Here is a 13,058-nt window from a genome sequence, read left to right on the forward strand (position 1 = left end):
TTGCCATATGTTCCTCCCGAAGCTCGTTCCTTGCAGCCGCCGTCATCGTGCCAAGGCTCCCCCGCTCTGTCCGAAATAATGCACCCTGCCCGGCTCGCAGGATATCACTACCATCGCGTCCGGCCTGATGTCCGGCTGGCCGCGTAACAGCGCCCGCAGACGCGTCTTTCCGGCGGCGAGCGTCACAACGGTGTAGCCGCCGAGCGGCTCGACCTCGAACACTCGCGCCGGGCGGCCCGCGCCCCCCTCCGGCATTCCACCCGACCAAGACCTGACCTTGATGTCTTCCGGCCTGAGCCCGATCTCGACGGCATCGGCCGGCGCAGCCTTGTCCGCGACGCGGATCGTGCCTTCCGCCGCCTCCACGCCTTCCGCGCCGTGCACCGACTTCAATATATTCATCATCGGCGACCCGAGCAGCCGCGCCACATAGGTGCTGGCCGGCCGGTCATAGATCTCGGCCGGCGCGCCGATCTGCCTGATCTTGCCGTTCTCCAGAATGGCCATTCGGTCGGCGACCGACATCGCTTCTTCCTGGTCGTGCGTGACATAGATCAGCGTCTTGCCGAGCTCGCGCTGGATGCGCTTGAGCTCGACCCGCGTCTCCTCGCGCAGCCGGGCGTCGAGCGCCGAAATCGGGTCGTCCATCAGATAGGCGGCGGGATCCCGCACCAGCGCGCGGGCAATCGCCACGCGCTGCCGCTCACCTCCGGAAAGCTGTGCCGGCGGCTTGTGCAGGATATGGCCGATATGCAGCTTGGCCGCGACATCGGCGACGCGCTTTTCGATCTCGGCTTCGGCGACCCGGCGTTCGACCAGCGGAAAGCGGATGTTGTCGCGCGCGCTCATATGCGGAAACAGCGCCAAATTCTGGAACACCATGGCGACGTTGCGCTCGGCCGGCGACACCGTGTTGACCGGCTTTCCGCCGATCAGGATCTCGCCCGCGTCCGGGGTTTCCAGCCCGAGCACCAGGCGCAGTATCGTCGACTTGCCCGACAGCGGCGGCCCGAAGAAGCAGAAGAACTCGTTGTCGTTCACCGCGAACGACGCATCGTCGACGGCCAGCGTGCCGCCATAGCGTTTTGTCACATTACGGAAAACGATGTCGGCCATCTCAACCTGCTCTCAATGCAAGACCGGAGGCGGCGTCGAAGACGCGCACCGCCTCCGCCGCAGGCGCGACGACGGCTGTCTGCCCGATCGCCAGCCCGACATCATTGTCGAACACCGCCTTCACCGCAGTCTCGCCGTCGCCAAGGTGGATGATGGTGCGCGCACCGATCCGCTCGACGAAACTCACCGGCATGGACAGGCCACGGCCACCTTCAGCCAGCGTCACCTGCTCCGGTCGAAAGCCATAAAACACCTCGCCGCGCATCCTGCGTACGGCATCTGCGATCTCGACCGGCAGCGGCGGTGTCACGCCGAGCGGGCCGAGATCGATGACCAGACCTCGGTCGCTTTCCGCCGGCCTGCCCTTGAGCAGGTTCATGCCCGGCGCGCCGATGAAGCGGGCGACGAAGACATTGGCCGGGTTGTTGTAGACCTCGAGCGGCGTGCCGACCTGCTGCAGCACGCCGTGGTCCATCACCGCGATGCGGTCGGCCATGGTCATTGCTTCGAGCTGATCGTGGGTGACGTAGACCATGGTCTGCCGGAACTGCCGCTGCAACTGCTTCAGTTCGGTCCGCATCACTGCCCGGAAGGCGGCGTCGACATTGGAAAGCGGCTCGTCGAGCAGGAAGATCGCCGGCTCCATGATCGCCGAACGGCCGATCGCCACCCGCTGCAATATGTTGACCGACAGTCTGTCCGCCTTGCGGTCGAGCAGCGGCGTCAGTTGCAGCATCTCGGCAATGGCGTCGACACGGCGGCCGATCTCGGCCTTTGGTGCGCCGCGCATTTTCGGCCCGTAGGCGAGGTTCTGCCGCACGCTCATATGAGTGAAGATCGCATAGTTCTGGAAGACGAAGCCGACGCCGCGCCGCCCCATCGGCACGCCGGCCATGTCGCGCTCGCCGAACAGGATCTTGCCGCTGGTCGGCCCTTCCATGCCGGCGATCATGTTCATCGTCGTCGACTTGCCGCAGCCGGACGGCCCGAGCAGCGCCATGAACTCGCCGTCAGCAATGGCCAGGTCCATCGTCTTCAGCGCGGTGAAGTCGCCGAATTTCTTGACCAGGTTCTGCAGGTGGATGGTGCTCATGCCGCCACCTCGCGTACCCGGGCCATGCGTTTCATGGCAAACACCGCAGCGATGGACAGCACGATCAATATGGCCAGCGCGATTGCCGCCACATAGCCCCAGATCAGGTCCTGGGTGGTGAGCTTGTAGATGTAGACTGAGATGGTTTCGGTAGCGACGCCGGGACCGCCGCCGGTCATGATGTAAAGCGTGTCGAATATCTTGAAGTTCTCGATCACCCTGATCGCCAGCGCGATGATGATGATCGTCTTCATCTTCGGCAGCACGATGGTGACGAAGCGCTGCCACGGGTTGGCGCCGAGCAGCGTCGCCGCCTTGATCTGGTCGTCGGGCACGCCGACCAGGCCGGCAAGCAGGATCAGGAACATCAGCGGCGTCCACTGCCAGATGTCGGCGACCATGACGGCGATGAGCGCCAGCGTCGGGTCCGACAGCCAGGCGATGGTGACGGGAAAGCCTGAGATCGCCGACAGGATGTCGTTGACCGGGCCGCCTGACTGAAACAGCATGAAGAACATGTAGCCGGCTACCGCCGGCACCACCATCATCGGCATCAAGAGGATCGAGTAGAAGATCCGCTTGCCGGGGAACTCGTCGGCAAACAGTGTCGCGAGCGCCAAGCCGAGCAGGAACTCCGCCGGCACGCAGACGATCATGACGATGGCCGTGCGCTTCAGCGCACTCCAGAAGCGCGCATCGGCGGCAAGGTCGGTGTAGTTGGCGAAACTGTTCCACATCGACCAGGCGTTCCACCAGCCGGTGCCCGACAGCGGCGACCAGTCGGTCAGGCTGATGTAGAGCTGCATCAGGAGCGGGAAGACGGCGATGAACAGCACCAGGATCTGCGCCGGCAGCGTCAGCCGGAAGCCGAGCTTTGCGCCCTCGTCCGGCAGCACCGACGCCGCTTTGGAGGCTTGCATGTCGCCCTCCGAAATCGTCGCAGTCACCGCGCTCATTGCTTGAGCGCCCCGAAGGTCAGTCCGCGCACCAGATGGCGCTGGATGGCGATGCCCATGATGACAGGCGGCACTGCCGCTATCAGGCCGAGGGCTGCCTTGGCGCCGTAGAGCTGTCCGGTCATCGATGAGGACAGCGAGGCCATGTAGACGGGGACCGTCACCCATTCGCGCGTCGTCAGAAGCAATGCAATCAGATAGTCCGACCAGTTGAGGATGAAGACGAACAGCGCAGCACTGGCCAGCGGCGCGCGCATCATCGGCAGCGTGATGCGGGTGAAGACGCGCCACCGCGAGCAGCCCTCGACCAGCGCCGCTTCCTCGATCTCGCGCGGCATGTCGTCGAAGAAGGTCTTCATCAGCCAGAAGGCGAAAGGCAGCGTGACGATGCCGTAGATCAACGACAGCCCCCACCAGCTGTCGGTGAAATTGAGGAAGGCCCACATGATCATCACCGGGGTCATGACCGCCATTGGCGGAAACAGGCGAAGCTGAATCAGCGCCAGCGGCAGGTTCTGGCCCGAGCCGAAGCGCGACAGACCGTAGGCCGCCGCGGTGCCCGCCGACATGGCGATTGCCGTGCCGAATGTGGCCGACAGCAGCGATGACAGGATCGGCTTCAAAGCTGTGCGGTCGAGCGCGACGATCAGATTGTTGGTCGATTCACCGAAGACGAAGCGGAAATTGCTGAGTGTCGGGTTCTTCGGCCACCAGGTCAGGTCGGCGCCGGTCGCCGACCATTCGGCGATCGGCTTGAACGCCATCGACACCATCCACAGGATCGGCACCAGCGTCACCGCCATCGCCGCAAGGATCGCGGCATAGCGGAATATCTCGAAAGGAACTGAACGCTTCATCTTGCGGCTTTGCTGGGTCCTTCGTTGCCGAGGGGAAGAGCGACCGCTCCTCCCCTTCTTGGTAAGATCCTGCGACGATCAGGCGATCGGATCGAGGACGGTCGGCCAGGCCTCCTTGTTGGTCTTGATGGCTTCGAGAAGCTTCTCCTCGCCGGTGCGGCGGGCAATCTTCTTCCACTCGGCCTCGGTGTCGGCCATCGCCTGCTCGGCTGTCTTGGCCTTGGTCAGCGCGGCGACGAGGTTCTCGTCCAGCGCGTTGTGGAAGGCGGTGGCGCCGGGATAGTTGATGGTGGGCACGGTGCGGGCGACCGTCTCTCGCACCACGTCCATGTGGTAGGCGTGATAGGTCTGGCGAACCAGCGGATCCGAGAAATCCGATAGCCGGAACGGATCGAAGTAGCCGCCCGGATTGGCAGTCATCCAGGCGTAGATGCGGCTTGAGCCCAGCCACTGCAGGAACAGGTAGCAGGCCTCCGGATTCTTGGCTTGCGAGGACACCGACGCCGACAGATTGAGCCACAGCACCGACCGGCTGACCAGCTTGCCGTCGATTTCGCGGCCGGGCGGCAGCATCGAGCCGATCTTGCCGGTGACAGCTGAATCCTTGTTGCCGGCATTGTCGAGGAATTTCGGCAGATTGGAGAAGGCGCAGGTCATGGCCGCACCGCCCTTGGCGAAATTGCCGTACTGCTCCGGCCAGCCCCAGGAGATCGCGTCCGGCGAATGGTGCGAAAGCGAAGCGATGTACTCGCTGGTCGCCGCGATACCTTGCTCAGAATTGATCAGCGGCTTGCCGGTATCGTCGAACAAGAACTGATTGGGCGAAGCCATTGAGACATAACGCTGATACCAGTTGGTGTAGCCCCAGCCCTGGTTGCGCAGATCGGTCGAGCCGAACAGGCCCTTGTCCGGGCGCTGGAAGAAGGCCGCGATCTCGTCATGCTGCTTCCAGGTCTTCGGCGCCGCCAGTTCATAGCCGTATTTGTCGGAGAAGGCCTTCTTCTCGTTTGCGTCGCCGAACAGATCGGTACGGTAGACCCATGTCTGGAAGTCGCCATCCAGCGACACGCCGTAGGTCGAGCCGCGATACTGGTTGAGCAGCGAGACGCCCTTGGCGCCGTCGACATAGCCGCGCTCGGGATCGTCCCATTCCGGCTTGTATTGCGCGACGAAGTCGTCGAGCTTGAGGATGCCGCCGGTTTCGGCGAGGTCGCCAAGGCGGTTCCATTCGACCGCGTAGATGTCATATGCCCCACCCTTGGTGGAGATGTCCTGCATCGTCTTGGTGAATTCCTGGCCGTTTGGCACACCGACGATTTCCAACGGAATGCCGGTTTCCTTCTCCCAGAGATCCTTGATCGACGGCGCGCCGGCCGGAAACGGCTGGGTCAACTGGCCGATCGAGCCGTCGGACAGGCCAAGTACGATCTTGGCCGGCGCCTTGCCGGCGCCCTTCATCGCCTTGGCCGCCTCGATGGCGCGGCCCTCGGGCGTGTCGGCGCCATACTGGTAGCGCTCCGAGCCGTCGAAGCCCGTCGGGCCACCGATCATGCCGGGCGCCAGGGCATCGGCCGCATAGGCACGGCTTGGGCGAATGAATTTCGGTGCAATACCTGCGGCGGCAACAAGGACTGCCGCCTTTCCACCGGACGCCAGCAAACGGCGCCGCGACACGCGGATCAAATTCGACATTGGAACTCCTCCCTCAGGGCCTTGTTCCTCCACGGCCCTTATGATGGATATTGACGGCACTATACGAAGGCTGTCAACATCATAAATAATCAATACACCTCATAACATCTCATGGGAGGGGAAGAATGGCGTTTGTAAAGGCTCTCATACTGAAGCCGGTGCTTGAATTTGAGGGAGCCCGGCTGCCCACCTCCCCGCTTTGGTCTGCTTGGGCATTTTGGTGTAGCGCGGCGGCTTGCGCATCGGCCAAGGCCGGTTACATCATTTCCCATCAGAATCGCGGACGGCGATGAAGCCGCTCTCCGACGGTGGACCCATGAAATGCGTGATCTCGATGCGCCCCTGGCGCGTTTTGGAATGAGGTGATCGACAGTGCGGTCCACCCTGACAGACATAGCCCGGGAGGCCGGCGTTTCGGCCGCCACGGTCGACCGTGTGCTCAACAACCGCGCCGGGGTTCGGGCGCGCACCCGCGAGGTCGTGCTCGAAACGGCACAGCGGCTTGGCTATATCGCTGAAAATTCGAACAATCCGAACCAGCGCAACGCGGTTACTGGCGAGGTCATACGGCTGGATTTCGCCCTGCCCGCCGGCACCAATTCCTTCATCAAGATGCTGCACCGCCAGATCGAGGCGCAGGCGCAGGCGCGGCCGGACCTCGACGTCCGCGTCGCTACCATCGAAGGCTTCAATCCGGACCGGCTTGCGCGTCTGCTGCAGGAACTGCACGGGCAGACGCAAGGCGTCGGTGTGATCGCGCTCGACCATCCGACGGTCCGCGAGGCGATCCGCTCGCTTTCGGCCAGCGGCGTCAAGGTCGTCACCATCGCTTCCGACATCCTGCATGTGCCGAGGGTTGCCTATATCGGCATCGACAACCGCGCCGCCGGCCGGCTCGCCGGCTACCTGCTCAACCGCTTCATGGGCGCAGGGCGTCCGGGCAAGGTCGCGCTGTTCGCCGGTTCGCTCTCCTATCGCGGCCACGAGGAGCGCGAGATGGGCTTCCGCCACATACTGGCGGAAGAATCGCCCAATCTGCAGATCGTCGAGATGCGCGAGATGCTCGACGACCGGGAGAAGGCCTATTCGGAGGCCTCCGCCCTGCTCGACCGGCACCCGGACCTGGCCGCCATCTACAATGTCGGCGCCGGCAACACCGGCATCGCCCGCGCGCTAAGGGAACGCGGGCGTGCGCTGTCGACGGTCTTTCTCGGCCATGAGGTGACGGAAGGCACCAAGGAGCTTCTGCTCGACGGCACGCTCGACGCAGTCATCGACCAGAACCCGCGCGTCGAGGCCCGTGAAGCGCTCAACACCTTGACCCATGCGGTCAGGGGCTTGCCTTACGAACTGCACCAGCCAAGGCTGCAGGTGATCTTCAGGGAAAGCATTCCGGAGATCTGAACGGAGGGCCGAAGCCGATCATAGATGCGCCGTCCAATACGAACAGCGCCTTCGTCTCTGCCGCCGGCGACGACCGTCTCGGCGGCCAGTGCCTTGAACCCGCAAGACGGCGCAAGGACAGACACGCCATCGGCAGCATAACCGTCATGCTGCCCGATCGAAACCAGCGCATGTGCCCGCGCCCGCTATCACTGCCGACCATGCCATTTCGCTCCTGTGGGTAAGGTTGCTCGCATGGCCGACCGGTTCGGCATTCGGCTGGTTCGCGGCCGAAGCGGCAGCCGCCACGACGGTGCGCGAACACTGGCGCGGCACGCTGGCGCTCGGCCGCAACGAAACACTGGCGGCAGCCTACTGGCGGCGGGGCGCGGCGGGACTGATGGCCGGCTAGAGCTTGCTCACCATCGCTTGCGCATCTTCGCCCAGACCGATTGCGATCCGGTCGCCGGAGACAATGCCTGACATGTCGCAGACAACCAGCGGCATGCTGATTTCGTAGAGGAATTCGGCAACGATGGCGCCGACGGCAAGGATCGGGTCCGGCCGCTCCAGGATAATGCCGGCCGGCGCCGTGCCTCTGCGGATCGCTTCGGCAAGAACCGAAGACGAGGACGACGACCCTCGCCCGCTCGGCATCACCAGGATCTTGCCGGCGATATTGCCGCCTAGGTCCGGATGCGAATGGTCGATGATGTCGCCCGTTTCGACGTCGATCCCGCCCCAGAAGCTGAGCGCCTGCGAAAGCACCAGCGCTGGGCCTTGTGCCGAGCCGGCAAGGTGGAATGTACCGGTTCTGGCCGGCGTCTTCATGGCGCGCCTCGCACGACGCGGCCGGCCGCAGCCGAGCGGACGCAGTCTTCCATGTCACCGAAGGCCACCGAGACACCGATATTGCCAGGTGCGTAATGCGCCCATTTGCCCGAATTGGTCATCACCACGCCATCGAGACGCTCGAGGATCGACGTGACATAGGTGCAGGTGTCGGTGACCGGAACGAGGCCGAAGGCTTCCATACCGGCCAGTGCGCCTTCGTCCTGCAGCCGCGTCAGCGTCGCGCGCCCTGTGTTGACATAGATTGGGACACCCTTGCCTGGACCGACTTCGCGCAGCAGCGGCAACAGGCGCATCCACTCGTCATGGGAGAAATGCGGCGTGCCTAACGACACGGCTGCAAGCTGCACGCCGTCGGGGACGCTCGACAGCCTGGCCAGCGCATGGTGGATGTCAGCGCGAGAGATCCGGATTTTTTCCTCCGGCGCCAGGCCGTGCAACGCCTCATCCGGCGTCTTCGCCTCCGGCGTGATGCCGACGGCATGAAACAGCGCCACGGCACCCGTCGTTGCCGCCGCCGCCCCCAGCGCCTTCAATTGGTCCTCGTCGCGCGGCTGCGGCAGGCCCGATATGACAGGGATGCGGTCGCGAGCCCTTTGCCCGATGATCAGCCCGACGCCGACAAACAGAGCGTCGCTTGGCTCGAAAGCAGCGTCAGTCAGCTCGAACAGGACCTGGCCTCGTCGATTTTCACTCAGATGCAGCCCCCATGCCGGCGCGCGCCCGGTCATTGCGCAGCACAAATCGACGAAATCGCCATAGCGGTTGGTCCGCGCGCCGATCACCGAATTGGCAAAGACGATGGCGTTGGATTCACCCCAGGCAATCTGCTCGCCGAACCTTGGCCGGAACCGAGTCTGATAGGGTGCGCAGGTGAAGGTCGCCTGGCAGCCGAGTTCCAGATGCGCCTTCATCAGGCGTCGCGCCGGCGTTTCTTGCGACACCGGCATCTTCACCAATCCGGGATGGATGAGGTCGAACGAACCGACATTCAGCGTCGTCGGCACCCGAACGCGGCCGCCGCCCTCGATCAGCCTTTCGACGAAATCGAGGCTGGCCTGGCCGTGATAGAGGCAGCCGTCGATATGGGCACCGGCAATGTCCAGCAATTTGCGCGCGCCGACCGCCTTCGAAAAGGCAACCAGGATCTTCATGGCGGCAACCGCTGCCGAGCCTTGCTCGCCATGCAGCATCGACTGGTCGCCGGCCGTCAATTCCAGCGTCATCGGCAAAATTCCCGAGCCCACACCATGCCGATCGAGCACTCCCTGATTGCGGAGCGTCTGGCAAGACAGAGCTTTGGATCTCTTCTACTTCGCAGCGATCAGCGGACCAGACGTCCACAACTCATCGCGAAGCAAGAGAGACGCGAAGCACGGTCGCAGAGCGGGCGAGCGCGGCGGAAACGACGCTATTCCTTCTGGGGCGCCCCGTCGACTGCCCCGTCGCCATCTGCAGAATGCGGCAGGATGCCGAAGTCGCGCGACTTGGTCCCGTGCGCCGCCGTCAGGAAACCATCGGCTGTGAGGCCTCGCCTCAAAAGTTCCCGTATCGCGGCCGACCGGCTCGGCATGCGCTTGTCGAAGCGCCAGTTCTCCAACGCCGCCAGTTCATCGACGGTCAGCATGATCTGCAATCGTTCCGGGCGTTCCAGTTCGGACATCTCGGCCTCCAGTCATACCAGCCTAAATGCAGCTGAGTTAGTATGTTCCTAATTTTCTGTAGAGTTAGGTACGTGAGCAGAATGCGTCAAGGCCTTCAGATCAGCGAGTCATGCAGAAGTCCGATGAAGCGGATCAAGCATCAAATGGACAATCAACAAAATACGCTAACTATTTGACATAAAATGAGTTTTTAAGGAATTTCGCTTGCCAATCGCGAATCCTGGGCGCATCGTAGAACACGAGGGACAAACCGCTCCTGAAGGGAAGGTTTTCCATGCGCTACGGATTTTCGGTTCGCCTGCACGAAGACGTCAGTTCCCGAGTTCGGGCTACATTGCGGTCCGGGATTGCCATCAATCTGACTGCTGTCGCCGAAGCCGCGCGACTGCAGAACCTCGCCGAGAATGTTGCGCGCGAAGACATCGAATGGCTCGTCATGCAAGCAGCCCAGCTCTACGGGGCGGCTATCGAGTTCGACGGCTTCGCGGAAACCGATCTGACGGAGTTCGCGTGCCCCGAACTGATGCAAAGCAGTCCCGCGCCGGGCTGGGACGCCTTGGAAGACGGAGCGTCCGCTTCGCCGGATCCTGGCCGTCAAACGCATTGAGGCGCGTGCTCGTGTGAGCCCCCGCCATGCTGCCGCCACGTGCAAGGCGGTAAGTAGCCCGCCATTGGGATGGCGGGCTTGGCGCCGACCAATCTCGCGCCTGAATATGAGCTCTGCACTGGCAGGCACGAGGAATGGCTGTTGCCATTGCCTTGGGCAGGGCAGTTCCGCCGTGACCGGACCGATCCGGACAAGGCGGCCGGGCCAATACCATGAACGTAGCCTATGATGGATCTGAATTCTGCCGTTTGGACGCGTTCAATCCAAGTCTGCCTAAATCCGCTCGAGTTCACGCTTTGCGTGGTCGCGCCTTGGATTTGGTTTCCTCCTTGGCGGCCGGCTTAGCTTTCGGCTTCGGCCGGCTGGCGGTCTTCTCTTTCGCGGCGATTTCCGTGTCGATTTCGGCGGTAGCCTGATCCCAATGCTGCTGATGCGCCCCATCGGGCCTGCCTGCCTGTTCCCAGATCGCGTGTGCCCGCTGGCGAATCCGTTCCTGCCTGTCCGTCACTGATACCTCCGTCGGCTCGGTTCATGCGTAAGCAACCTTGTTCTAGCTGAAATTTCGACCCGCGTCTTGAGCGGCAGGCAACACCGTTATTGAACCTCTCTGTCACACAGGACAGCAACGCCGAGGAGCGCCGCCTTCTTGATGATCAACCCTTCAAGGTCGGCGTCCGAGCGCTCCGTTCCGGTGCGTTTGCGCAACAGTGCGATCGCCGCCTTCATCGACAGCAGGCCATCGCCTCGTTCAGCAAGCAGTTTGTCGACGGCGGCGGCCACGTTGACCGGCTCGACATGCGGCAGCATGGGAATGGCTCCTTTCCTTGTTTCGAGACGACAGCGGCTCCATCCCGATCGCTCGGGATGGAGCTCTGATTTGGTTATTAGACCGTGACCTTTCCAAACCCGGTTCGCGGTTTGGCAACGCCGATCACTCGATGACCTGCACGATCTTGCGGGTGCCTGGGTCGACGAGCACGGTGCGATTGCCGACGACGACGTATCTGTACCGCACGTCTGGAACATCGATCGGTTGCAGCTCGACCGTATCGGGCAACGTGGAACCGATATTGAGCTCCACCCCCAGAAGACTGATCGACGCAAGCGGGTGCTTGTGGACGTATTCGCGGATGACCGTCTGCTGTTCGGGCGTGACAATCACCTGGTCCGCGGTGGCCACGCCGACGCCGGCAAGCAACGCCAATCCCGCCGCAGCAGGAACAAGGTGGATTTTCATCGTCTACTCCTGTTGTTACGGGCCTCGCCCTTACAATTGCGACGCGGCATTCCGGTCGAAGCGGCGAACCCTCTAGGCAAACGCCCACGCCACCTTGTTGTTCCGTAAGTGGCGGCTAATCGAACAGCGGTGAAGTGCCCGCGCGATGCGGCGAATGGACTGCGAATGAACTGCGGTGGCCCGCGTCGCAAGACGCGGGCCGATCGGTTTCCCGATCAGCAGCGATACCGGAGGGGGGTGATATCTACTGCGTCTGAAATAACATTTAGGACAAGCTAATGTTCCTAAGCGAGTGCAACAAACCTGCCGGCGCAAGCGGCGCGAAGTTGCCGCTCGTCGCTGCTACTGCTTTGGCGGCTGTGGCGGCACCTCGCCGGGCTTGATCACCGGGGTCCTGCCCTCGTCCGGCGGTGGCGCCGCCATGCCCTGATCGCCCGTTGGCGGGGGCTTCAGGACCCCACCGCATGGCTCGAGCGTATCGGACAAATTGTTGCCGGCCGGCTTCTGCTGCTCGCTGTTCTTGTCGGGCAGCTCGACTTTGCAGCGGTCGGATTGCGCCTGTTCGCCCGGCTGCGCGGCCGCCGGCACCGCCAGCAGCAGCGCACCTAGCATATACGGCAAGAAAATGAGCGGTCTCATGTCGAGCTCCTTTCGCGCCAGTATCTTCTGAATGTGAAGGGCGGCAGGCGCGATTGGTTCCGTCGTGCGGCAATGCGCCCGGACCGCAGTGGCCTGGGAACCGGCCGCCAGACTTATGAGTTCAACCACTGAGCCAATTCAGGGCCGCTGACATTATGGAGATGGAGAACCGGCGATGGAACCGCGCAGGAAAGAACGAACCGACGACGAGACGGAGAGCCCGACCATCCAGCAGCAGGACTGGGACGCCATCCGGAGCGGGAGAATCCTCCCTGATGGCGTGCCGCAAAACGGCGACATTCGCTATGACGTCGAGAAAAGCGGCGAACTGCCGGAGGAGGACGACGATAACGCTTACCAGGAAAGCGACGAGGCCTTGCCGGACGACACCGATGAACGCGTCATTTCGCGCGATCTCCAACGGGAAGGTGGTCCTTTCGACGAGGAATGAGCCACCGCCTTCCGCATTCTGCATCGGCGGTCGGATGAAAAACACTTGCTTTCAGTCCGGGAGGTCGAAGACCGGATCCTGGCAGCGATAGACCGGACATTGACCGTCACGCGTCTTGATATAAGCGGCGCGCGGCACCTGCGGCCAGTCGCATTCATTGCCGAATTGGCGGACGTATCGGTCGTAGGTGTTCTGGCCGGTGGTCAGCACCACCGAGCGATGCCTCTGGATCAGAAGCTGTGTCTGTTCGCACGTCATCGCGCGGCTGTCCGGCCGGGCGTGGGCCGTCGCGGCAAACAGAAGCGCCCCGGCTGTCAGGACTGCCGCTTGTGTCAGGACCTTGGCAAGCATGACACCATCTCCCATGCCTAACGCGCATCTTGGTCGGGCAGCGCCGGATCGAGCCGCCCTGTCGCGAAAGAAAGATCGTACAGAATGCGAGGGAAAATGCAAAAAGCCCGCCGCCCCATTCGGGGCGGCGGGCTCCAACAGACCGTAACTGGAGATTATA

Annotated in this window: 17 protein-coding genes; 4 read left to right on the forward strand and 13 right to left on the reverse strand. The window is 62.9% G+C overall.

From position 1 onward, the window contains the following. Positions 1-42 precede the first annotated feature (42 nt). The 5 genes from NKJ91_RS29235 to NKJ91_RS29255 all read right to left on the reverse strand — a co-directional run bounded on the left by NKJ91_RS29235 (position 43) and on the right by NKJ91_RS29255 (position 5,714). Positions 43-1,116, reverse strand: a complete 1,074-nt coding sequence (locus NKJ91_RS29235) for an ABC transporter ATP-binding protein (RefSeq protein WP_352458307.1) — start codon at positions 1,114-1,116, stop codon at positions 43-45. 1 nt (position 1,117) lies between these two features. Beyond that, on the reverse strand, positions 1,118-2,209 hold the full coding sequence (locus NKJ91_RS29240) for an ABC transporter ATP-binding protein (RefSeq protein ID WP_352458308.1): 1,092 nt from the start codon (positions 2,207-2,209) through the stop codon (positions 1,118-1,120). Continuing rightward, positions 2,206-3,165 carry a carbohydrate ABC transporter permease gene (locus NKJ91_RS29245; protein WP_352458309.1) on the reverse strand — a complete coding sequence of 320 codons (960 nt, stop codon included), beginning with the start codon at positions 3,163-3,165 and terminating at the stop codon, positions 2,206-2,208. The genes NKJ91_RS29240 and NKJ91_RS29245 overlap by 4 nt, the downstream gene beginning before the upstream one ends. Further along, positions 3,162-4,022 (reverse strand): carbohydrate ABC transporter permease, encoded by an 861-nt coding sequence (locus NKJ91_RS29250; protein ID WP_254820511.1) that lies wholly within the window; start codon positions 4,020-4,022, stop codon positions 3,162-3,164. The genes NKJ91_RS29245 and NKJ91_RS29250 overlap by 4 nt, the downstream gene beginning before the upstream one ends. 78 nt (positions 4,023-4,100) lie before the next feature. Continuing rightward, complete coding sequence (locus NKJ91_RS29255) at positions 4,101-5,714, reverse strand: extracellular solute-binding protein (RefSeq protein WP_352458310.1); 1,614 nt, start codon at positions 5,712-5,714, stop codon at positions 4,101-4,103. 372 nt (positions 5,715-6,086) lie between these two features. Between NKJ91_RS29255 and NKJ91_RS29260 the strand changes: the two genes are divergently transcribed. Next, positions 6,087-7,118, forward strand: coding sequence for a LacI family DNA-binding transcriptional regulator (locus NKJ91_RS29260; RefSeq protein ID WP_352458311.1), 1,032 nt, complete (start codon positions 6,087-6,089; stop codon positions 7,116-7,118). 172 nt (positions 7,119-7,290) lie between these two features. Then, the gene (locus tag NKJ91_RS29265; protein ID WP_352458312.1) at positions 7,291-7,509 is read left to right on the forward strand and encodes an SIP domain-containing protein; all 219 of its coding nucleotides are present in this window, start codon (positions 7,291-7,293) and stop codon (positions 7,507-7,509) included. On the opposite strand, the gene NKJ91_RS29270 is transcribed toward NKJ91_RS29265, so the two are convergent. The 3 genes from NKJ91_RS29270 to NKJ91_RS29280 all read right to left on the reverse strand — a co-directional run bounded on the left by NKJ91_RS29270 (position 7,506) and on the right by NKJ91_RS29280 (position 9,612). Then, positions 7,506-7,928 (reverse strand): aconitase X swivel domain-containing protein, encoded by a 423-nt coding sequence (locus NKJ91_RS29270; protein WP_352458313.1) that lies wholly within the window; start codon positions 7,926-7,928, stop codon positions 7,506-7,508. The genes NKJ91_RS29265 and NKJ91_RS29270 overlap by 4 nt on opposite strands. After that, complete coding sequence (locus NKJ91_RS29275) at positions 7,925-9,175, reverse strand: aconitase X (RefSeq protein WP_352458314.1); 1,251 nt, start codon at positions 9,173-9,175, stop codon at positions 7,925-7,927. The genes NKJ91_RS29270 and NKJ91_RS29275 overlap by 4 nt, the downstream gene beginning before the upstream one ends. Before the next feature lie 185 nt (positions 9,176-9,360). Then, positions 9,361-9,612 carry a hypothetical protein gene (locus NKJ91_RS29280; protein ID WP_352458315.1) on the reverse strand — a complete coding sequence of 84 codons (252 nt, stop codon included), beginning with the start codon at positions 9,610-9,612 and terminating at the stop codon, positions 9,361-9,363. Between the two features lie 275 nt (positions 9,613-9,887). Between NKJ91_RS29280 and NKJ91_RS29285 the strand changes: the two genes are divergently transcribed. Continuing rightward, a complete protein-coding gene (locus NKJ91_RS29285; RefSeq protein WP_352458316.1) occupies positions 9,888-10,220 on the forward strand; it encodes a hypothetical protein in 333 nt (110 codons plus the stop codon). A gap of 289 nt (positions 10,221-10,509) precedes the next feature. On the opposite strand, the gene NKJ91_RS29290 is transcribed toward NKJ91_RS29285, so the two are convergent. From NKJ91_RS29290 to NKJ91_RS29305, 4 genes are all read right to left on the reverse strand, one after another. After that, a complete protein-coding gene (locus tag NKJ91_RS29290; protein ID WP_352458317.1) occupies positions 10,510-10,728 on the reverse strand; it encodes a DUF2934 domain-containing protein in 219 nt (72 codons plus the stop codon). Positions 10,729-10,814: 86 nt separating this feature from the next. After that, on the reverse strand, positions 10,815-11,027 hold the full coding sequence (locus tag NKJ91_RS29295) for a hypothetical protein (RefSeq protein WP_352458318.1): 213 nt from the start codon (positions 11,025-11,027) through the stop codon (positions 10,815-10,817). A gap of 124 nt (positions 11,028-11,151) precedes the next feature. Continuing rightward, positions 11,152-11,457 carry a DUF1236 domain-containing protein gene (locus NKJ91_RS29300; protein WP_023675766.1) on the reverse strand — a complete coding sequence of 102 codons (306 nt, stop codon included), beginning with the start codon at positions 11,455-11,457 and terminating at the stop codon, positions 11,152-11,154. Between the two features lie 342 nt (positions 11,458-11,799). Next, positions 11,800-12,096: a hypothetical protein gene (locus NKJ91_RS29305; RefSeq protein ID WP_352458319.1), complete on the reverse strand. Its 297-nt coding sequence runs from the start codon at positions 12,094-12,096 to the stop codon at positions 11,800-11,802. A 175-nt stretch (positions 12,097-12,271) separates the two neighbouring features. On the opposite strand from NKJ91_RS29305, the gene NKJ91_RS29310 reads away from it, so the two are divergent. Beyond that, positions 12,272-12,547 carry a hypothetical protein gene (locus NKJ91_RS29310; protein ID WP_352458320.1) on the forward strand — a complete coding sequence of 92 codons (276 nt, stop codon included), beginning with the start codon at positions 12,272-12,274 and terminating at the stop codon, positions 12,545-12,547. 51 nt (positions 12,548-12,598) lie between these two features. On the opposite strand, the gene NKJ91_RS29315 is transcribed toward NKJ91_RS29310, so the two are convergent. Then, positions 12,599-12,898 carry a hypothetical protein gene (locus NKJ91_RS29315; RefSeq protein ID WP_023675763.1) on the reverse strand — a complete coding sequence of 100 codons (300 nt, stop codon included), beginning with the start codon at positions 12,896-12,898 and terminating at the stop codon, positions 12,599-12,601. Positions 12,899-13,058: the final 160 nt, after the last annotated feature.

The organism is Mesorhizobium sp. M0040, from assembly GCF_040323505.1.
Lineage (GTDB): Bacteria > Pseudomonadota > Alphaproteobacteria > Rhizobiales > Rhizobiaceae > Mesorhizobium.

Coding starts and splice junctions, on each gene's coding strand:
- NKJ91_RS29285 (WP_352458316.1), top strand. CDS start 9,888: ATGCGCTACGGATTTTCGGTTCGCCTGCACGAAGACGTCAGTTCCCGA.
- NKJ91_RS29255 (WP_352458310.1), bottom strand. CDS start 5,714: ATGTCGAATTTGATCCGCGTGTCGCGGCGCCGTTTGCTGGCGTCCGGT.
- NKJ91_RS29310 (WP_352458320.1), top strand. CDS start 12,272: ATGGAACCGCGCAGGAAAGAACGAACCGACGACGAGACGGAGAGCCCG.
- NKJ91_RS29300 (WP_023675766.1), bottom strand. CDS start 11,457: ATGAAAATCCACCTTGTTCCTGCTGCGGCGGGATTGGCGTTGCTTGCC.
- NKJ91_RS29270 (WP_352458313.1), bottom strand. CDS start 7,928: ATGAAGACGCCGGCCAGAACCGGTACATTCCACCTTGCCGGCTCGGCA.
- NKJ91_RS29275 (WP_352458314.1), bottom strand. CDS start 9,175: ATGACGCTGGAATTGACGGCCGGCGACCAGTCGATGCTGCATGGCGAG.
- NKJ91_RS29250 (WP_254820511.1), bottom strand. CDS start 4,022: ATGAAGCGTTCAGTTCCTTTCGAGATATTCCGCTATGCCGCGATCCTT.
- NKJ91_RS29235 (WP_352458307.1), bottom strand. CDS start 1,116: ATGGCCGACATCGTTTTCCGTAATGTGACAAAACGCTATGGCGGCACG.
- NKJ91_RS29240 (WP_352458308.1), bottom strand. CDS start 2,209: ATGAGCACCATCCACCTGCAGAACCTGGTCAAGAAATTCGGCGACTTC.
- NKJ91_RS29245 (WP_352458309.1), bottom strand. CDS start 3,165: ATGAGCGCGGTGACTGCGACGATTTCGGAGGGCGACATGCAAGCCTCC.
- NKJ91_RS29315 (WP_023675763.1), bottom strand. CDS start 12,898: ATGCTTGCCAAGGTCCTGACACAAGCGGCAGTCCTGACAGCCGGGGCG.
- NKJ91_RS29305 (WP_352458319.1), bottom strand. CDS start 12,096: ATGAGACCGCTCATTTTCTTGCCGTATATGCTAGGTGCGCTGCTGCTG.
- NKJ91_RS29280 (WP_352458315.1), bottom strand. CDS start 9,612: ATGTCCGAACTGGAACGCCCGGAACGATTGCAGATCATGCTGACCGTC.
- NKJ91_RS29295 (WP_352458318.1), bottom strand. CDS start 11,027: ATGCTGCCGCATGTCGAGCCGGTCAACGTGGCCGCCGCCGTCGACAAA.